19 protein-coding genes and 1 pseudogene are annotated in these 19,301 nt (G+C 60.3%); 10 read left to right on the forward strand and 10 right to left on the reverse strand.

All coding sequences use genetic code 11. The features are described from left to right. Positions 1–24: 24 nt before the first annotated feature. The 3 genes and pseudogenes from ASC74_RS19395 to ASC74_RS19405 all read right to left on the reverse strand — a co-directional run. Positions 25–378, reverse strand: a pseudogene (locus ASC74_RS19395) (DUF1016 N-terminal domain-containing protein); the annotation flags it as partial. Between the two features lie 196 nt (positions 379–574). Continuing rightward, positions 575–2,005 carry a sensor histidine kinase gene (locus ASC74_RS19400; protein WP_056743272.1) on the reverse strand — a complete coding sequence of 477 codons (1,431 nt, stop codon included), beginning with the start codon at positions 2,003–2,005 and terminating at the stop codon, positions 575–577. Then, positions 1,992–2,714: a response regulator transcription factor gene (locus tag ASC74_RS19405; RefSeq protein WP_008148001.1), complete on the reverse strand. Its 723-nt coding sequence runs from the start codon at positions 2,712–2,714 to the stop codon at positions 1,992–1,994. Before ASC74_RS19405 ends, ASC74_RS19400 begins: the two co-directional genes overlap by 14 nt. 214 nt (positions 2,715–2,928) lie before the next feature. Here ASC74_RS19405 and ASC74_RS19410 point away from each other — a divergent pair, with 214 nt between their 5' ends. The 4 genes from ASC74_RS19410 (at position 2,929) to ASC74_RS19425 (ending at position 7,612) form a co-directional block, all read left to right on the forward strand. Beyond that, positions 2,929–5,682, forward strand: a complete 2,754-nt coding sequence (locus tag ASC74_RS19410; protein ID WP_056743274.1) for a response regulator — start codon at positions 2,929–2,931, stop codon at positions 5,680–5,682. A 21-nt stretch (positions 5,683–5,703) separates the two neighbouring features. Beyond that, positions 5,704–6,696 (forward strand): 2-hydroxyacid dehydrogenase, encoded by a 993-nt coding sequence (locus ASC74_RS19415; RefSeq protein WP_056743276.1) that lies wholly within the window; start codon positions 5,704–5,706, stop codon positions 6,694–6,696. A 77-nt stretch (positions 6,697–6,773) separates the two neighbouring features. Next, on the forward strand, positions 6,774–7,208 hold the full coding sequence (locus ASC74_RS19420) for a hypothetical protein (protein WP_056743278.1): 435 nt from the start codon (positions 6,774–6,776) through the stop codon (positions 7,206–7,208). Next, the gene (locus ASC74_RS19425; RefSeq protein ID WP_056743280.1) at positions 7,208–7,612 is read left to right on the forward strand and encodes an META domain-containing protein; all 405 of its coding nucleotides are present in this window, start codon (positions 7,208–7,210) and stop codon (positions 7,610–7,612) included. Before ASC74_RS19420 ends, ASC74_RS19425 begins: the two co-directional genes overlap by 1 nt. Positions 7,613–7,723: 111 nt before the next feature. Here ASC74_RS19425 and ASC74_RS19430 read toward each other — a convergent pair whose 3' ends face one another. Further along, complete coding sequence (locus ASC74_RS19430; RefSeq protein ID WP_056743282.1) at positions 7,724–8,191, reverse strand: TlpA disulfide reductase family protein; 468 nt, start codon at positions 8,189–8,191, stop codon at positions 7,724–7,726. A 114-nt stretch (positions 8,192–8,305) separates the two neighbouring features. On the opposite strand from ASC74_RS19430, the gene arsC reads away from it, so the two are divergent. The 3 genes from arsC to ASC74_RS19445 are packed head-to-tail and all read left to right on the forward strand — an operon-like array spanning position 8,306 to position 9,679. After that, entirely contained in the window at positions 8,306–8,659 is a 354-nt protein-coding gene (gene arsC / locus ASC74_RS19435; RefSeq protein ID WP_056743283.1) for an arsenate reductase (glutaredoxin), read from the forward strand. Further along, positions 8,656–9,252, forward strand: coding sequence for an NAD(P)H:quinone oxidoreductase (gene wrbA, locus ASC74_RS19440; RefSeq protein WP_046046494.1), 597 nt, complete (start codon positions 8,656–8,658; stop codon positions 9,250–9,252). Before arsC ends, wrbA begins: the two co-directional genes overlap by 4 nt. A gap of 1 nt (position 9,253) precedes the next feature. Then, on the forward strand, positions 9,254–9,679 hold the full coding sequence (locus ASC74_RS19445) for a DUF2069 domain-containing protein (protein WP_008147986.1): 426 nt from the start codon (positions 9,254–9,256) through the stop codon (positions 9,677–9,679). A gap of 99 nt (positions 9,680–9,778) precedes the next feature. On the opposite strand, the gene ASC74_RS19450 is transcribed toward ASC74_RS19445, so the two are convergent. Next, positions 9,779–10,453 carry a DNA-3-methyladenine glycosylase I gene (locus tag ASC74_RS19450; protein WP_056743285.1) on the reverse strand — a complete coding sequence of 225 codons (675 nt, stop codon included), beginning with the start codon at positions 10,451–10,453 and terminating at the stop codon, positions 9,779–9,781. A gap of 129 nt (positions 10,454–10,582) precedes the next feature. Continuing rightward, a complete protein-coding gene (ttcA, locus tag ASC74_RS19455) occupies positions 10,583–11,407 on the reverse strand; it encodes a tRNA 2-thiocytidine(32) synthetase TtcA (protein ID WP_056743287.1) in 825 nt (274 codons plus the stop codon). A 279-nt stretch (positions 11,408–11,686) separates the two neighbouring features. Here ttcA and ASC74_RS19460 point away from each other — a divergent pair, with 279 nt between their 5' ends. Together ASC74_RS19460 and ASC74_RS19465 are read left to right on the forward strand one after the other, a co-directional pair. Further along, entirely contained in the window at positions 11,687–12,289 is a 603-nt protein-coding gene (locus ASC74_RS19460) for a Yip1 family protein (protein ID WP_008147981.1), read from the forward strand. 158 nt (positions 12,290–12,447) lie between these two features. Then, the gene (locus tag ASC74_RS19465; RefSeq protein ID WP_056743290.1) at positions 12,448–12,942 is read left to right on the forward strand and encodes a SprT family zinc-dependent metalloprotease; all 495 of its coding nucleotides are present in this window, start codon (positions 12,448–12,450) and stop codon (positions 12,940–12,942) included. A gap of 120 nt (positions 12,943–13,062) precedes the next feature. Here the strand turns inward: ASC74_RS19465 and ASC74_RS19470 are convergent, their stop codons facing one another. Next, the gene (locus ASC74_RS19470) at positions 13,063–14,244 is read right to left on the reverse strand and encodes a CaiB/BaiF CoA transferase family protein (RefSeq protein WP_056743292.1); all 1,182 of its coding nucleotides are present in this window, start codon (positions 14,242–14,244) and stop codon (positions 13,063–13,065) included. 144 nt (positions 14,245–14,388) lie between these two features. Further along, positions 14,389–15,723, reverse strand: a complete 1,335-nt coding sequence (locus ASC74_RS19475) for a dicarboxylate/amino acid:cation symporter (protein WP_056743293.1) — start codon at positions 15,721–15,723, stop codon at positions 14,389–14,391. Between the two features lie 339 nt (positions 15,724–16,062). Here ASC74_RS19475 and ASC74_RS19480 point away from each other — a divergent pair, with 339 nt between their 5' ends. After that, positions 16,063–17,061, forward strand: coding sequence for an AraC family transcriptional regulator (locus ASC74_RS19480; RefSeq protein ID WP_056743295.1), 999 nt, complete (start codon positions 16,063–16,065; stop codon positions 17,059–17,061). Positions 17,062–17,112: 51 nt separating this feature from the next. On the opposite strand, the gene ASC74_RS19485 is transcribed toward ASC74_RS19480, so the two are convergent. Then, positions 17,113–18,459: an ATP-binding protein gene (locus ASC74_RS19485; RefSeq protein ID WP_056743297.1), complete on the reverse strand. Its 1,347-nt coding sequence runs from the start codon at positions 18,457–18,459 to the stop codon at positions 17,113–17,115. Then, the gene (locus ASC74_RS19490; protein ID WP_056743299.1) at positions 18,456–19,133 is read right to left on the reverse strand and encodes a response regulator; all 678 of its coding nucleotides are present in this window, start codon (positions 19,131–19,133) and stop codon (positions 18,456–18,458) included. The genes ASC74_RS19485 and ASC74_RS19490 overlap by 4 nt, the downstream gene beginning before the upstream one ends. Between the last annotated feature and the right edge of the window lie 168 nt (positions 19,134–19,301).

A 19,301-nucleotide genomic window follows, 5' to 3' on the forward strand; every position in this document is an offset into this window, starting at 1 on the left:
GCTGGCGACAGGCTGCGGTTAAGGGCGGCTGAAGATAATCAGGTTGTGCGACCAGGACAATTGTCGCACCAGTGGTGCGACTTTCTCTTCAGCGTGATAAGTCTCATAGAACTGGCGCATGCGAAACAAGTTCGACCGGGTAAACCCACGCAACCCTGGTTGAGTCTGAGCCAGATGTTCAGCCAGTTGGCTGACCACAGAATCGCCCCACTCAGCCTGTTCCAGCTTGCGACTGATGTAAGCACCCACCTGCCAATACAGCTCGATCAACTGGGTATTCACCGCCTGCATGGCCTGGTGCTTGGCACTGTGAATCAGCGCAAGCACTTCATTGAAACGGTCGTCGGCTGCGTTGCCGCGGACGCTGGATGCATTCATGCCGAACTCCTGGAAGACGAGAAAAACGCGAGTCTATTCCGTCAAGTCAGGCTTAAGGTGTCGGCAATACCCTTTAGGAAAGGTCGTACAAAATAACGGGAACGCTCCGGCAAAATCAGAACGGTGGTGACTGGGACGGCCTCTTCGTCGGAACGCCGCCCGGAGCAAGCCTGCTCCCACAAGGGATCAGCGTTGATCACACCATTTGTGGCCGACACACATCCACTGTGGGAGCGAGCCTGCTCGCGAAGGCATCGTCACTCACGCCATCAATATCAGCCACCAACCGCATATTCAGCCGCAACCCGGACTTAGTATTCTCAGCCCAAAGACTCCCGCCCTGCCGCTGCACCGCATTCCTCGCAATGCTCAACCCCAACCCGAACCCGCCATCCCCCGGCCGCGAACCGTCGAGCCGAATGAACGGCGAGAAGATCCGCTCAAGATCCGCCTCAGCCACCCCGCCGCCCTCATCCTCCAGCCACAAATGCCAGAAGTCGCCATCGCGCTGCCCACCAAGGCGTACAACGCCGCCCTGCGGTGAATGACGAATGGCATTGCGCAGGATGTTTTCCAGCGCCTGAGCCAACGTATTGAGATGGCCGCGCACCCAGCAGGACGAATCCACCACACACTGCAACTGGCTCGCCGGCCAGCCACTTTCATAGCAGGCATTTTCCGTGAGCATTTCCCACAACGCCTGAATCTGGATCGATTCGTCGGGCAGCGGCGCGCGCTCGGTGTCGAGCCAGGCCAGTTGCAGGATGTCTTCCACCAGACGCTGCATGCCATCGACCTCTCGGCCAATGCGCTCGCGCAATTGCGTCAATCCCTGCTCGCTTTCGCTGGCCACCCGCAGGCGACTCAGTGGCGTGCGCAATTCGTGGGACAGGTCGCGCAACAGTTGTTGTTGCAGGGCCACCGTGCTTTGCAGGCGCTCGGACATGTGATCGAAGGCCCGGCCCAGTTCACCCAGCTCATCCGGGCGATTGGTGATGCGGCTCGACAACCGCACGTTCAACGGGTCGGCACGCCAGGCATTGGCCTGTTCGCGCAGGCTGTTCAAAGGCACGACCAGCAACCGATACAGACCGACGCACAACAGTAAGGTGAACAGCCCGGGAATCACCCCGTTGGTGATCACCCGCCAGAACACCCGGTAACGGCCGGGCACGAAACGCTGGGGCAGTTCGATCACCAGACTGCCAGCGGACGGATCGTTGGGAAAAGGCACCCTCAACCACGGCAAACCTTTGGTATGGCGACTCGTCGGCCAATCCAGACCGCGTAAAAAGGTCAGGCGCTGGGTTTCTTTTTCCGTCAGTGGGTAACTGCTCAGTGACTGCAAATCGCCGCCAATCACACCGACCCATGTCGACTCGCGATGGCCGACGCTGTGCAACCAGGCATCGACGCCTGCACTCTGGCGCTGACTCCACGCCTGCTCGGCCTCGGCGGCGTAGCGCATCAGCGTGCCCCGTGCCTCGTCGGACAGGAACAGGTTTTTCTGTTCCATGTAGCGCCCCCAGGACCAACTGAGCCAGATCATCAGCAGACAGAACGCCACCAACAAACACGCCAGTTTCCAGAACAGCGAATGCCTGCCCGGCAGGTCAGTCCACTTCATCGACAGCACTCAATACGTAACCCTTGCCCCACACCGTGCGCACTTCGCGCTCGAGGTAACCGACGGCCTTGAGCTTGCGACGGATCTGGCTGATGTGCATGTCGAGACTGCGGTCATGGGGTGCGTAACCGCGCTGCAGCACATGCTGATAAAGGAAGGCTTTGCTCAGGACTTCATCGCCATTGCGATTCAGCGTTTCCAGTAACCGGTACTCACTGCGGGTCAGGCCGGCAGCGTGTTCGCCATAAAAAACATCACAGCACTCATCGTCGAAACGCAGGCTGTCCGCCGAAGGGGCAATCGGTGCCGGCGCGGGCCGGCGGTCGAGCGCGACACGCCGCAGGATCGCTTCGATGCGCACCCGCAACTCGACCATGCTGAAGGGTTTGGGCAGGTAATCGTCAGCGCCCAGGCGAAAACCGCTGATGCGATCCGCCTCGGCACCGAGCGCCGACATCAGCACCACCGGCGTGGAATGGCTCTGGCGCAATTGCGTCAGTACATTCAACCCGTCCAGGCCCGGCAGCAGAATATCCATCAGCACCACATCGAAGGCTTGCTGGCGGGCGATGGTCAAGCCTTCCAGACCGTTCTGGCACCACGTCACCTGAAAACCACAACGTCCCAGGTGCTCATGAACATAAGCACCGAGTACGAGGTCGTCTTCTATAGACAGGATACGAGGATGGCCGGCAGTGATGGGAGTCATGACTATCTGCAAATAATTCTCAGTTGCCGATTATTCAAGATTGCCTCGCTGCGGGCAACACAAGGTTTGCCCGTGAGGTAAAAGTGGCGATCCAGCCGACGAATGCCGACATCAATTTTACGAAGATTGCCCGCCTGCAAATCGCTACACTGCGCAGGTGGCGCGTGCTGGACGTACGTGCAGGTCATTAAATCGCTGGATGCAGGAGAGATGCGTGCTCAAGAAACTGGGAATTAAAGGCCGCGTGTTATTGCTGACCCTGTTGCCGACCAGCCTGATGGCCTTGGTTCTGGGCGGCTATTTCACCTGGATGCAGCAATCCGACCTGCAAACCCAGCTTCTGCAGCGTGGCGAAATGATCGCCGAACAACTGGCGCCGCTGGTGGCCCCGGCCATGGGCCACAAGAACACCGAGCTGCTGGAACGCATTGCCACCCAATCCCTCGAACAACCGGACGTGCGCGCCGTATCGTTCCTCGCGCCCGACCGCTCCCTGTTGGCCCATGCCGGCCCGACCATGCTCAATCAGGCGCCGATCGGCAACAGTTCGCAGATGCTGCGCCGCAGCGGTAATGACGCGACGCGTTACTTGCTGCCGGTGTTCGGCAAGCACCGCAATCTGGCCGGTGACTTGATTCCCGAAGAAGCCGACCGCCTGTTGGGCTGGGTCGAACTTGAACTGTCCCACAACGGCATGTTGCTGCGCGGTTACCGCAGCCTGTTTGCCAGCCTGCTGCTGATCGGCGCAGGCCTGGCCGGTGCAGCGCTGCTGGCGTTACGCATGGGCCGGAGCATCAATCGGCCGCTGAGCCAGATCAAGCAAGCGGTGGCGCAACTCAAGGACGGTCATCTGGAAACCCGTTTGCCGCCCCTCGGTAGCCAGGAGCTGGACACACTGGCGTCCGGCATCAACCGTATGGCCGGCACCCTGCAGAACGCGCAGGAAGAGTTGCAACACAGCATCGACCAGGCCACCGAAGACGTGCGTCAGAACCTGGAAACCATCGAAATCCAGAACATCGAACTGGACCTGGCACGCAAGGAAGCCCTTGAAGCCAGCCGGATCAAATCCGAGTTCCTGGCCAACATGAGCCATGAAATCCGCACGCCGCTCAACGGCATTCTCGGCTTTACCCACCTGCTGCAAAAAAGCGAGCTGACCCCTCGCCAGCTCGACTATCTGGGCACCATCGAAAAATCCGCCGACAGCCTGCTGGGGATCATCAACGAGATTCTCGACTTCTCGAAAATCGAGGCCGGCAAACTGGTGCTCGACCATATTCCGTTCAACCTGCGCGACCTGCTCCAGGACACGCTGACCATCCTCGCCCCGGCCGCCCATGCCAAGCAGCTGGAGCTGGTGAGTCTGGTTTATCGCGATACGCCGCTGTCGCTGGTGGGTGATCCGCTGCGGCTCAAGCAGATCCTCACTAACCTGGTCAGCAATGCGATCAAGTTCACCCGCGAAGGCACCATCGTCGCCCGGGCCATGCTCGAGGAAGAGCACGAAGACAGCGTGCAACTGCGCATCAGCATTCAGGACACCGGCATCGGGCTGTCGAACCAGGACGTGCGCGCCTTGTTCCAGGCCTTCAGCCAGGCCGACAATTCGCTGTCCCGGCAACCGGGCGGCACCGGCCTGGGGTTGGTGATTTCCAAACGTCTGATCGAACAGATGGGTGGCGAAATTGGCGTCGACAGTACGCCCGGCGAAGGCTCGGAATTCTGGATCAGCCTGAGCCTGCCCAAAACCCGCGACGACGCCGAAGACCTGCCCGGTCCGCCGTTGCTCGGGCGTCGGGTGGCGGTGCTGGAAAACCACGAACTGGCCCGTCAGGCGTTGCAGCATCAACTGGAAGACTGCGGCCTCGAAGTGACTCCATTCAACACCCTGGAGAGCCTGACTAATGGCGTGACCGGCGCGCATCAAACCGATCAGGCGATCGACCTGGCGGTGCTCGGCATCACCAGCAACGACATGCCGCCGGAGCGCCTCAACCAGCACATCTGGGACCTCGAACACCTGGGCTGCAAGGTGCTGGTGTTGTGCCCGACTACCGAACAGACGCTGTTCCACCTCTCGGTGCCTAATCCACACAGCCAGCTCCAGGCCAAACCGGCCTGCACCCGCAAGCTGCGACGGGCCTTGTCCGACCTGGTCAACCCGCGTCAGCAACGCAGCGAACCCGGCGAACCGGTGTCCAGCCGTGCGCCAAAAGTGCTTTGCGTTGACGACAATCCGGCCAACCTGCTGCTGGTGCAAACCCTGCTCGAAGACATGGGCGCCAAAGTTCTCGCAGTGGAAAGCGGCTACGCGGCGGTCAAGGCGGTGCAGACCGAAACCTTCGATCTGGTGCTGATGGACGTTCAGATGCCCGGAATGGACGGGCGGCAAAGCACCGAAGCGATTCGCCAGTGGGAAAGTGAACGGCATTGCACGCCGCTGCCGATCGTTGCCCTCACCGCTCACGCCATGGCCAACGAAAAACGCGCGCTGCTGCAAAGCGGCATGGACGACTACCTGACCAAACCGATCAGCGAACGGCAACTGGCCCAAGTGGTGCTGAAGTGGACCGGCCTGGCGCTGCGCAATCATGGGCCCGAGCGCTCCAGCGACAGCCACGGTGGCAGTCATGAATTGCAGGTGCTCGATCACGAAGAAGGTTTGCGCCTGGCTGCCGGCAAGGCTGATCTGGCGGCGGACATGCTGGCAATGCTGCTGGCGTCGCTGGAAGCCGATCGCGAGGCGATTCGTTTCGCCCGGGAAAACAACGACCAGAACGCCCTGATCGAGCGCGTCCATCGCCTGCACGGCGCGACCCGTTATTGCGGCGTCCCGCAACTACGGGCCGCCTGCCAGCGCAGCGAAACCCTGCTCAAGCAACAGGACCCCAAAGCCCCCAACGCACTGGAAGACCTCGATCGGGCCATCAATCGCCTGGCCGCCCATGCCCGTATAAATGCTTGATGCAAATTCCAGGAGGACCGCATGCGTACGATTCTTTTCAGCAGCCAGACCTACGACCGCGACAGTTTTCTCAGTGCCGAGCTGCCGGCCGGTATTGAACTGCACTTTCAATCGGCGCGACTGTGCCTTGATACGGTAGCGCTGGCCGAGCATCACGAAGTGGTCTGTGCCTTCATTAATGATGACCTCAGCGCGCCGGTGCTCGAACGCCTGGCCGCGGGCGGCACACGCCTGATCGCCCTGCGCTCGGCCGGTTACAACCATGTCGATCTGGCAGTGGCAAAGCGTCTGGGGCTGGCGATTGTGCGCGTCCCCGCCTACTCGCCCCACGCGGTGGCGGAACATGCGGTGGCGCTGATCCTGGCGCTCAACCGACGCCTGCACCGCGCCTACAACCGCACGCGCGAAGGGGATTTCAGCCTGCACGGGCTGACCGGCTTCGACTTGGTGGGCAAGACCGTCGGCGTGGTCGGCACCGGGCAGATCGGCGCGACCTTCGCGAAAATCATGAACGGCTTTGGCTGCCAATTGCTGGCCTACGACCCTTACCCCAACCCGCAAGTCGAAGCCCTCGGTGCCCGTTACCTGAGCCTGCCGGAACTGCTGGCCGAGTCGCAGATCATCAGCCTGCACTGCCCGCTCAACGAACAAAGCAAACACTTGATCAATCGCGAGTCACTGGCGCACATGCAAGCGGGCGCGATGCTGATCAACACCGGACGTGGTGGTCTGGTGGACACGCCGGCGCTGATCGACGCGTTGAAGGATGGTCAGCTGGGTTATCTGGGGCTGGATGTCTATGAAGAGGAGGCGCAGCTGTTCTTCGAGGACCGTTCCGACCTGCCGCTGCAGGACGATGTGCTGGCGCGGTTGCTGACCTTTCCGAACGTGATCATCACCGCTCACCAGGCCTTCCTGACCCGCGAAGCCCTGGGCGCGATTGCCGCGACCACCCTGCAGAACATCGCCGCCTGGGCGGCAGGCGCGCCAGCGAATCTGGTAAAGGGTGACTGAACCAGATCGAAGGTCATGCGCCCGCGCCATGCTGCGCTGATGTCCGTGCTAGCATGCCGCGCATATTTGGAGGACCCATGGTCGAACACGATTTCCGCTATAGCCTGATGAACCCGCAACACACCCTCACCGAATGCCGCGCCCTTGTGCCGGGGCGTTATCAAGTCACCGGCAACGGCGGCTCGATTCGTAACAACGACGTGCTGGTAGTGACCCTCAAAGGCGCCAAGGACTTGTCCATGCGCCTGACCGTCGAAACGGTTCGCCACTTGATCAATCCGCCAGGCCAATGGGTCGCGGTGGCCAGTGGTCCGGTGTTCGGCGAACTGGCGATCCACACCTGGAAAGTCAACTGCGACAGCTGCGCCAAAGAGCTGAATTTCGAGTTCGCGGTTGACGCCAAGCTGGGCAACAAGGCTGAAAAGCCTGCTGCCACCGCACGGATCGCCGAACTGGGCTGGACCGCGGTTGGCGAGAAGCACCTGTGCCCGAAATGCCAGGAGCCCGCGTGATGAAACGCCTTGCTCTGACCACGATGGTTGGTGCCAGCCTGCTGGGCTGCGCCGCCGAGCCGGTGCAATTGCAACAGAACCGCAGCTACATTCTGGAATGGATCGGCGAACGTCCGTTGATGGACTACAGCCACCTGACCGTCACCCTCGGTGAAGACGGTCGGGCCTACGGCAATGGCGGCTGCAACCACTGGTTCGCGCCGTACACCCTGGAAGGCGACAAGCTGAGCTTCGGCAAGGTCGGCAGCACGCGCAAACTGTGTGCGCCGGCGTTGATGGAGCAGGAAAAGCGTTTCCTCCAGGCGTTGGAAAACGTTCAGCGCTGGGACATCTCGCCGATCGACCAGATGCGCTTCTGGCCGGCCGAAGGCAAGCCGTTGCGTTGGTGGCTTGAAGAGGGTTGATCACCGGCCCCGAAAAGATCGCAGCCTCGCCAAGGCTCGACAGCTCCTACATAGATTGCCGAACACCCTGTAGGAGCTGTCGAGCCTTGGCGAGGCTGCGATCTTTTGCTTTTAGTTCTTGGCCTGCAACGCCTCAAGCTTCGCCATCACCCCCGCCGCCGTCTGCTCCCCCATCAGCTGTTCCCTTACCTTGCCTTTGTTATCGATGATGTAAGTCACCGGCAACGCCTCACTGCGCGGCAACTCAAAAAGATCGGCCGGATCAGAAGCCAGCACAGTGAATTTGATCCCCAGTTTTTCACTGGCGCTTTTCAGCTCTTCACCCTGCACATTGTCGAAGTTGACCCCGAACACACCAATCTTCTTGGCCTTGAGCTGATCAGCCAAGGTGTTCAATTCCGGGATCTCGGTCCGGCACGGCCCGCACCATTCAGCCCAGTAATTGAGCACCAGCCATTGTTTGTCCAGACGTTCGGCGGCGACTTTCTGGCCGCTCTGGTCGATGCCATAGTCGTTACCGCAGCCCCCCAGCAATAACGTACCGATGATCGTCAATGCCGCTGCCAGTCGCCTAGTCATGTCGTATTCCTTGTTCAAAATTGAATGCGCCTGCGACCCATCGCCTCCCAAGGTTCTGGATTACGCGCTGCACAGTTAGAATAGCCGTCACCTTACGCAAGATGCGAACCGCACATGACCGATCTGACGCTTTATCACAACCCGCGCTGCTCGAAATCCCGCGGTGCGCTCGAACTGCTCGAAGCCCGTGGCCTGACCCCGACAGTGGTCCGCTACCTGGACACCCCACTGGACGCCGCGCAAATCCAGAGCCTGCTGACCAAGCTCGGCATCAGCGCCCGGCAACTGCTGCGCACCGGTGAGGACGAGTACAAGACTCTCAACCTGGCCGACAACAGCCTGAGCGAGGCGCAATTGATCGCCGCCATCGCCGCCAACCCGAAACTGATGGAGCGCCCGATTCTCGAAGTCGGCGACAAAGCCATCATCGGCCGTCCGCCGGAGAATGTGCTGGAGTTGCTGCCGTGAGTGCGCCGTACATTCTGGTTCTGTATTACAGCCGCAGCGGCTCGACCAATGAAATGGCCCGGCAGATCGCCCGGGGTGTCGAGCAGTCCGGGATGGAAGCGCGCCTGCGTACGGTGCCGCCGATTTCCACCGAGTGCGAAGCCGTGTCGCCGGACATCCCGGACGAAGGCGCGCTGTACGCCAGCCTCGACGATTTGAAGAATTGCGCGGGCCTGGCCATGGGCAGCCCGACCCGGTTCGGCAACATGGCGGCGCCGCTCAAGTACTTCCTCGACGGCACCAGCAACCTGTGGCTGACCGGCGCTCTGGTGGGCAAACCGGCTGGCGTTTTCACCTCCACCGCGAGCCTGCACGGCGGCCAGGAAACCACGCTGCTGTCGATGATGTTGCCCTTGCTGCACCACGGCATGCTGATCACCGGCCTGCCGTACAGCGAATCGGCCCTGCTGGAAACCCGTGGCGGCGGCACGCCTTACGGCGCGAGCCATCACGCCGGGGCCGATGGCAAAAGCGGCTTGAATGAACATGAAGTCGCGCTGTGCCGGGCCTTGGGTCTGCGCTTGGCGAAGACTGCACAGAAACTGGGGAACTGACGTGGCCAAGAAGCCGAAGATTTTGCCCTCCATCGAATGGCTCGAACCGCGGGTTCGGGCGATGCGCGTCATCAGCCTGCTGTGCTACTTCGGTTTGGTGGGTTTGCTGTGCGCCTACTACCTGGTGGTCGCCGACCTGCACGGCGCCCGGCCGTGGGTGATTCTGCTGATCGAACTGGTGCCGCTGCTGTTGCTGGCGCCGGGGATGATTATCGGCAGCGCGCGCGGGCATTCATGGATGTGTTTTGTGGTGAACCTGTATTTCATCAAGGGCGCACTGGCGGCGTATGACCCGAACCGGCAGCTGTTTGGTTTGCTGGAAATGGGCGCGAGCCTGGCGGTGTTCTGCTCGGCGCTGTTGTATGTGCGGTGGCGGTTTCAGTTGAACCGCAAGTTGGCTGGCGAGGGCGAAACCTCCGTCGCCTGATCGGACGCCTTCGCGAGCAAGCCCGCTCCCACATTGGATCTGCGTCATTCACAAATCCCCTGTGGGAGCGGGCTTGCTCGCGAAGGGATCGACTCGGTTTTAATGATTCACTGTGTAGGCCAGCATCATCGATATCTGACTCATCGCCCGCCCGCCACTCTGTTCATGCCACTGGTTAAACACATCCTGTACCAACGCCAGATCCCGCAGGCTGGTCGGCACCTTGTCGACGATCTTCTGCGCATTCAACGCCGCGACCACGTCGTAGCTCGGCACAAACGTGTCCTTGCCGACCATGCGCAAGAACCGCGGTGCCGACAACCCGCCCAATTGATGACCGCGCTTTTTCAGGTAGGTCCACAACCCAACGATATCCGTGACCGGCCAATCGGCGATCAACGCGCCGAAGCTGCCCTTCTCATGCGCCACATCCAGAATGAACTGTGCGTTGCGCGGCACGCTCTTGAGTTTGCCCAGGTGACGAATGATCCGCGCGTCCTGCATCAAACGCTCAAGGTGTTCGGCACTCATCAGCACGACTTTCTCAGGGTCGAACTTGAAGAACACCTCTTCGAACGCCGGCCATTTGGCGTCCACCAGGCTGTGCTTGAGCCCGGCGCGGAAGACGCGCAGCGCCATGGTCGAGAGGTAGCGGTCGTCGCTGATCTTGCGCAATTGCGCCGGGGTTTTCGGAACGGGCAGATGGGCTTCCAGTTCAGCCGCTGAACCGAAGCGGTTCAGACAGTATTCGTGCAGCCACTTGTAATCGCGCATGCCCTTTCCTAAAAAATGAAATGAAAAACCTGTGGGAGCGGGCTTGCTCGCGAATGCGTAGTGTCAGTCGACATCAATGTTGAATGACACTACGCATTCGCGAGCAAGCCCGCTCCCACACAATTTGTGTCAGAGGTTTACTACGTTGACAAAGCGCGAGACCGCGGTTTCGTCGATCTTCAAACTGGTGAAGTCGAACAGATTACGGTCCGCCAGCTGCGACGGGATCACGTTCTGCAAGCTGCGGAAAATGCTTTCGGTGCGGCCCGGCGTCTTGCGTTCCCACTCCTGAAGCATGTCCTTGACCACCTGACGTTGCAGGTTTTCCTGGGAACCGCAGAGGTTGCACGGGATGATCGGGAATTGCTTGAAGTCTGCGTAGGCCTGAATGTCTTTTTCGTTGCAGTAGGCCAGCGGGCGGATCACCACGTTGCGGCCATCGTCGGCGCGCAGCTTCGGCGGCATGGCTTTGAGCGAACCGTTGAAAAACATGTTCAGGAAAAAGGTCTCGACGATGTCGTCGCGGTGATGACCGAGGGCCATCTTGGTCGCGCCGATTTCGTCGGCAAAGGTATAGAGCGTGCCGCGACGCAGGCGCGAGCACAGCGAACAGGTGGTTTTACCTTCCGGGATCAGCTCCTTGACCACCGAATAGGTGTCTTTCTCGACGATGTGATACTCGATGCCCAGCTCTTTGAGGTAAGCCGGCAGCACGTGCTCAGGAAAACCTGGCTGCTTCTGGTCCATGTTCACGGCCACGATCTCGAACTTGATCGGAGCGACCTTCTGAAAGTGCATCAGCACGTCGAGCATGGTGTAGCTGTCCTTGCCACCGGACAGGCAGACCATGACCTTGTCGCCGTCTTCAATCATGTTGAAATCGGCAACAGCCTCACCGGCCTGGCGGCGAAGGCGCTTTTGCAGTTTGTTCTGGTTGACCGTAAGAGTGCCCATGACGCGAAATCCGTGAGGTGTGACGAAAGGCCGGCATTTTACGCAAATCGCCGGTAGATCAAAAGATCGCAGCCTGCGGCAGCTCCTACAAGTCATAACCGCGATTAAGCCAGGGGTTTACAGCGCAATTTGCTCTAAAGCCCTGCAACCTGCGCCGTTAAGACCTTTCTATACTGCGACATAAGGTCGCACACATATCCAGACCTTTCCTTACTCGGCCACTTTGGCCCGTAGGCGCTCCACTGGGGGGCGACGGTAAAAACAAGAGGAGTGACTGGCATGATCCATCACGTAGTGGGGCTCTTCACCCACCCTGACCAAGAATGGAAAGAGATTCGTGGCGATCAGGAGGAAAGCATCAGCCACATGTATCTCACTCACACGCTGATTCTGGCGGCGATCCCTGCGGTGTCGGCGTTTATCGGCACCACACAGGTCGGCTGGGTCATTGGCAGTCGCGCACCGGTGATGCTGACGGTGGAAAGCGCGATATGGATGACGGTCATGTCGTACCTGGCGATGCTCGGCGGTGTGGCGGTAATGGGCGCGTTCATCCACTGGATGGCCCGCACCTATGACGCAAACCCGAGCCTGGCACGCTGCGTTGCATTTGCGACCTATACCGCGACGCCGCTGTTCATCGGCGGTCTGGCGGCGCTGTACCCACACATGTGGCTTGGGATGATCGTCGGCACCGCGGCCATCTGCTACACGGTGTACCTGCTGTATGTGGGGCTACCCACTTTCATGAACATTCCATCAGACGAGGGATTTCTGTTTTCGAGTTCGGTGCTTGCTGTAGGCCTGGTGGTGTTGGTCGCCATCATGGCGTTCACGGTAATTGTCTGGGGACTCGGCGTGGGGCCGGTCTACACCAATTAGCAACACATCACCCAAAAACAAGATCTGCCAACACAGGCCGCCGCAAGGCGGCCTTCTAATGCTCAAGGATAGGAAACGGTGACGACCATTCGGCGCCTCGGCGATTCGCAACTCTCGAGGGTTGCGGCATACTCGACGTCTCTGGAGATCCATCAAGCATGCCCGAGCAACTCAATACCCGCGTCGAAGACTGTTACCAACTAGCTGAATCCTTTTTCAAACGACCTTTCAAACGCCCCGTGGTGAGCCTCAAGCTGCGCGGGCAAAAAGCCGGTGTCGCGCATTTGCACGAGAACCTGCTGCGCTTCAATCCGCAGCTGTACCGGGAAAACACCGAAGACTTCCTCAAGCAGACCGTGGCCCACGAGGTAGCGCACCTGATCGCCCATCAACTGTTCGGCAACCGCATTCAGCCGCATGGCGAAGAGTGGCAACTGATCATGCGCGGCGTGTACGAACTGCCGCCCAATCGCTGCCACACCTATGACGTCAAACGCCGTAGCGTGACCCGCTACATCTACAAATGCCCGTGTGTGGACAGTGACTTTCCGTTTTCAGCCCAGCGCCATGGTTTGGTGAGACAGGGGCGGCGGTATTTGTGTCGACGGTGCCGGAGCACGTTGGTGTTCAGTGGGGAAATGCGGGTCGAGTAGTTAAATTTTCTGTGTTTGTGCCGGCCTCTTCGCGAGCAAGCCCGCTCCCACAGGGGATCTTCGGTTTGACATATATCCAGTGTGGGAGCGGGCTTGCTCGCGAAGGGGCCCTGACATCCCCTACACAACCACCCTGGCACGCCGCAGTTCTTCGATACGCTCAGCGCTGTACCCCAACTCCCCCAACACCTGATCCGTATGCTGTCCTATGGCCGCGCCGATATGCCGCGGCTCGGGCAAGCCTTGCGAAAACTTCAACGGACACGCCATCTGCGCCTGAGTCGTCCCGTCGCCACGCGGCACTTCGGTCACCAGCGCCCGCGCCTTCAACTGCGGATGGCGCACCGCTTCGCCCAAACTCAATACCGGCTCGACACACGCATCCAACGTGGCAAACAACGCGCACAACTCGGCGAAATCGCGGGTTTCGAACTCAATCCTCAGCGCGTTCTTCAGCGCCTTTTGCAAGGCCGGTTCCGGCGATAACCCCAAGGTTTCCAGCTCCTCCAGCCCCAGCGCCGCACACAGTTGTTTCATGAACGCGGGCTCCAGACTGCCCACCGAGAACCAGCGCCCATCGCGGGAACGGTAATAGTCATAGAAACTGCCACCGTTGAGCATCTGATCCTCCCTTCCCGGCTCCACGCCACAGGCCAGATACCCGGCGCCGGCCATGGCGTTCAGGCTGAACACGCAGTCGGTCATGCTCACATCCAGATGCTGCCCCTGCCCGGTTTGCTGCCGGGCGATGACCGCCGCCAGCAGCCCGATCACCCCGTGCAACGAGCCACCGGCGATATCCGCTACTTGCATGCCCAACGGCAACGGCCCGCTGTCGGCGTGGCCGGTGTAGCTCGCCAGCCCCGCCAGGGCCAGGTAGTTGATGTCGTGGCCGGCGCGGTCCTTGTAGGGACCGGTCTGGCCGTAACCGGTAATCGACACGTAGATCAGTTTCGGATTGATCGCCTTCAAGGCTTCATAACCCAGGCCCAATCGTTCCATCACGCCGGGGCGGAACTGCTCCAGCACGATGTCGTAGTCCTGCAGCAACTGCTTGACCACCTCCAGCGCCTCAGGCTGCTTGAGGTCCAGCGCAAGGCTGCGCTTGTTGCGATTGAGGTAGGCGTGACTGGCGGAGACGCCCTGATCGTGAGGCGGCAAGACCCGCAGCAGGTCCATGCGCGTTGGCGATTCGATGCGCAGCACCTCGGCGCCCATGTCTGCCAGCAACAACGAGGCAAACGGCCCCGGCAGCAGTGTCGAGAAATCCAGAACCTTGAGTGATGCCAGTGGACCGAGCATGGGCGTTCTCCGTAAACGATGTTCCCAGACTAGGCAGCCGACGGCATTGCAGCAATCACCTTATGCGTCAGATGCGCTGACCGTTGCGCTCAAATCCCAGGCATGAAAAAACCCGCCGAAGCGGGTTTTTTCAGTGCAGCCGTCTTACTTGACGTTGCTTGGGGTTGCCCCTTCGACGTGGCCCAGAACATCGTCTTTAGGCTCGTCGGAGATGCCGCGACCACCAGAAGCCAGTTCAGCGTGCATCACGTCAACGTCCAGTTCCTTGACCCACTTGGCCACGACCAGGGTGGCAACAGCGTTACCGACCAGGTTGGTCAGGGCACGGGCTTCGGACATGAAGCGGTCGATACCGAGGATCAACGCCAGGCCGGCAACCGGCAGGTGGCCAACGGCGGACAGGGTAGCCGCCAACACGATGAAGCCACTACCGGTCACACCGGCGGCGCCTTTGGAGGACAGCAGCAACACCACCAGCAGGGTGATCTGGTGAGTGATGTCCATGTGGGTGTCGGTTGCCTGAGCAATGAACACCGCCGCCATGGTCAGGTAGATCGCCGTACCGTCGAGGTTGAACGAGTAACCGGTCGGGATCACCAGACCCACAACGGATTTCTGCGCGCCCAGACGTTCCATCTTGATCAGCATGCGTGGCAGTACCGATTCCGAAGAAGAAGTACCCAGCACGATCAGCAGCTCTTCACGGATGTAGCGGATCACTTTCAGCACGCTGAAGCCGTGAGCGCGAGCGATAGCGCCCAGCACCACCAGCACGAACACCAGGCAGGTGATGTAGAAGCACGCCATCAATTGACCCAGTTGCACCAGCGAGCCAACACCGTAGGCACCGATAGTAAAGGCCATGGCACCGAAGGCACCCAGTGGCGCGAGCTTCATGATCATGTTGATGATGTTGAACATCACGTGGGCGAAGCGATCGATGAAGTCCAGGATCGGCTTGCCGTAGGCACCCAGGCGATGCAGGGCGAAACCGAAGATCACCGAGAACATCAGCACTTGCAGGATATCGCCTGTGGCGAACGCGCCGACGATGGTGGACGGGATCACGTTCAACAGGAAGCCAACAACGCTTTGATCAGCACCGGCCGCCACATAAGCAGCGACTTTGGAGGCATCCAGCGTAGCGACGTCGATGTGCATGCCGGCACCCGGCTGCACAATGTTGACCACCACCAGACCCACCAGCAAAGCGATGGTCGAAACGATTTCGAAGTAGAGCAGCGCGTAACCGCCGGTCTTGCCGACCGACTTCATGTCCTGCATGCCCGCGATACCGCTGACGACGGTGCAGAAAATGATGGGGGCGATGATCATTTTGATCAGTTTGATGAACCCGTCACCCAGCGGCTTGAGGGCCACACCGGTCTGCGGGTAGAAGTGACCGAGCAGGATGCCGATGGCAATAGCAACGATCACCTGGAAATACAGGGATTTGTACAGTGGCTGACGAGTCGTCATTGCAAAGTTCCTCAAGAGTGCCCGGTGACAACATCCATCTGTTGCCAAAGACACTTCAATTGCGAACCCTCCTGCACTGGAGGGATTTGTTTTGTCGAGCTGCACAACGGCAGGCATCTGCGGGTTGTATCGCAAGGCCCGTGCCACCTTCGTCAAATCGCCAGCAAGCCTTTTGACATCAAGGGTTGCAGGTTTTTCTTTGTCACCAAACGGTTACGGCAAAGTGGCGGATTTCCGCCCATCGACCAGACCTCGTCCTACAAATTGGCGGATATCCGCCTTGTTCATCATCAGGTTCCACGGCTACCATCCGCCGTTCAATGGACGGACCTGCCTTCTATGCGCGAACGCACCATCGCCAGTCATTTCGCCCGTGCCGCCCTCGGTGGCGCACGCCGGCTGGGTTACGACTATTCAATCCTGCTGCAACAACTGGGCATCAGCCCCGAGTTGCTGGAAGAGCCGCGAGCGAGAATCGCGCCTGAACAGTTCACCCGATTGATCCAGGGACTGTGGCTGGCACTGGACGACGAATACCTGGGCTTCGGGCCGGTCCCGAGCAAAACCGGCAGCTTCGCGATGATGTGCCATGCGGTGATCCACTGCCGCAATCTGGAGAAAGCACTGCATCGCGGCTTATTATTTTATAGCTTATTCCCTGACGGTCCGCGTCTGACCTTGACCCGCGAAGACCACATGATTCGCCTGAGCCTCGACGATTCGCAGTTCCGCGACCCGGACCACTTCCTCACCGAGAGCCAGCTGATGGTGTGGCATCGACTCGGCAGCTGGCTGATCGGCCAGCGCATTCGGCTGGAACAGGCGACGTTCAGCTACCCGAAACCCGAGCACGGCGCTGAATACGAACTGCTGTTCCCCTGCACCATGGTCTTTTCCACGGCGCAGAGCAGTCTGCTGTTTCACAGTCGCTACTTGAACATGCCGTTGTTGCAGGACGAACGGACACTTAAACATTTCCTCGAACACTCCCCCGCCGACCTGTTGTCGCGTCCCGATGACGGCGACAGTTTGAGCAGCCAGCTGCGCCGATTGCTCAGCCGCGACAGTTCACGCTGGCCGGATCTGGAAGAGGTGGCTGCGCACTTGCACATCAGCCCACAGACCTTGCGGCGGCATTTGCGGGAGGAAGGGTCGAGTTTTCAGGAGTTGAAGGATCAACTGCGGCGGGACATCGCGATTTATCACCTGGGGCGGGCGGATCTGTCGTTGCAGCAGATTGCCGAGCAGTTGGGGTTTTCCGAGCCTTCGGCGTTTCATCGGGCGTTCAAGAAGTGGACCGGGTTGACGCCTGGGGCTTACCGCGCCCAGGAAAATTAAGTTTCGCCACGATCGTTCCCACGCTCTGCGTGGGAATGATCGGTGACAGGGTCAAACCACCGGAAAATGAATCCGGAACGCCGCCCCGCCCATCGGCGAATCCCCCAGCGTCAGCTTCGCGCTGTAACTTTCGATAATGTCCTTCACCACCGCCAGCCCAATCCCCTGCCCCGGATGCTGGCGATCCAGCCGCTCTCCCCTTTGCAGAATCCGCGCTCGCTGATCCGGTGGCACGCCCGGTCCGTCATCCTCGACACACAACTCAACCCCGGCAAGGCTTTCACGCACGCTGATGCGTACTTCGCCGAGGCACAGGCGATAGGCGTTTTCCAGCAGGTTGCCCATCATTTCCAGCAAGGCGCCCTGCTCGATCGGCACGTAACACTGCTCCGGCAGATCGAAGGCAACCCGCACGCGTTTGTCGCGGTAGACCTTGTCCAGCGTATCGCACAGGCTTTGCAGCACCGGGCGCAGGCGGACCTGATGGCGCACCAGACCGCTTTTGCGCAGGCTCGCGCGTTGCAGTTGATAGCTGATCTGCTGGCTCATGCGTTCGATCTGGGTTTGCAGCACCCAGGCCTGATCGCGATCGGCCGGGCGCCGGGCCATGTCTTCGCTGACGCCTTGCAGCACGGTCAGCGGGGTTTTCAGGCTGTGGGCCAGGTCGTCGAGGGAATCGCGATAGCGGCTGCGTTGTTCGCGCTCGCTGTGCAGCAAGCGGTTGAGGGAGCCGGTCAGGCGCAGCAGTTCGCGCGGGTGTTGTTCGCTGAGGCTTTCGCGGGTGCCGCTTTCGATCTCGTCCAGTTCCTGACTGAGCCGGCGCAACGCCTGCAAGCCCCAAGTCAAACCGATCCACAACAACGCGAGCAACACCAGCAAGGCGGCACCGAATCCGAGGTAGAGATTTTCCCGCAGGCCTTCGAGAGTGGCTTCGTACTCACGCACCGGTTGCAGCGCGACGATGCTGAACGCCGCGCTCTTGCCGCCGAGCAGTTTGACTTCGACGTCGTAGACGAAGAATTCCTGACCGTCGGCCTCGCGAATTCGGGCGAACTCGTTGCCGCGTCCGTCGTAACGCGGTTTGTAGTTGATCTTCTCTTCGCGGGTGGCTTTCGAGCGCCACACCAAGTGAGCTTCGCGGTCGTAGATGTAGCCGAGCAAACGGCTGTCGGTCAGGTTGAAGCGCTCGTCGGGCAACTGCGCCGGCATTTGCAGGGTGTTATTTTCCACCCGGGCGGCGGAAATCAGCGTGGTGACGTCCGACGCCAGGCGTTGTTCGATCGAGTCCTGCAACGCCAGGCTGAACGCGCCCTGCATCGCTGGCAGCAACGCCAGCATGAACAACACCGCCAGGATCGTGGCGGCGAGCATCAAACGGACGCGAAGGGAACGAATCAAGTGCAGCGCTCGTTGAACAGGTAGCCGAGGCCACGCACGGTATCGATCGGTTTGAAACCGGCCGGGCCTTCAAGCTTGCGGCGCAGACGGCCGACCAACACTTCGATCACGTTCGGATCGCGCTCGTCGTCGTCCGGGTAGAGCTGCTCCATCAAGCGGTCCTTGGCCACCACTTGCTGGTGATGCCGCATCAGGTACTCGAGGATCCGATACTCGTAAGCGGTCAGCGCCAGCGGTTGTTCATCGAGGGACGCCTGTTTGCGATTGAGGTCCAGCAGCAACGGCCCGGCGACGATGGTCGATTGGGTGAAACCGCTGGAGCGGCGCAGCAAGGCATTCAGGCGCGCGTCGAGTTCTTCGAACTGAAACGGCTTGACCACGTAATCGTCGGCGCCAGCGGCGAGGCCTTCGACCTTGTCCTGCCAGTTGCCGCGTGCGGTGAGGATCAGGATCGGGAAGGTCTTGCCGCGCGAGCGCAGTTGACGGATCAGGTCGAGCCCGCCCATGCCCGGCAGGCCGAGGTCGATCACCGCCAGGTCATGGTTGTACTGCCCGGTCTGGTACAGCGCCTCTTCGGCATTGGCCACGGACTCGACCACGTGGCCGCTGTCCGTCAGGCGGGTTTGCAGGTGATGGCGCAACAGCGCTTCATCTTCGACGACCAGCAGTTTCATAACGCTCTCCTACGCAAATCATTATCTCCAGCAGCACAGTTATGCCTGACAGGGCGACGCCAGTCAGTCAAGCGCAGAACCTGTGGGAGCGGCGGTGCGGCGATCCGACTTGCTCGCGAAAGCGGTGTGTCAGGCGACATCAATGTCGACTGTGCTGCCGTCTTCGCG

This window comes from Pseudomonas sp. Root329 (genome assembly GCF_001424925.1).
Classification (GTDB): Bacteria; Pseudomonadota; Gammaproteobacteria; order Pseudomonadales; family Pseudomonadaceae; genus Aquipseudomonas; species Aquipseudomonas arabinosi.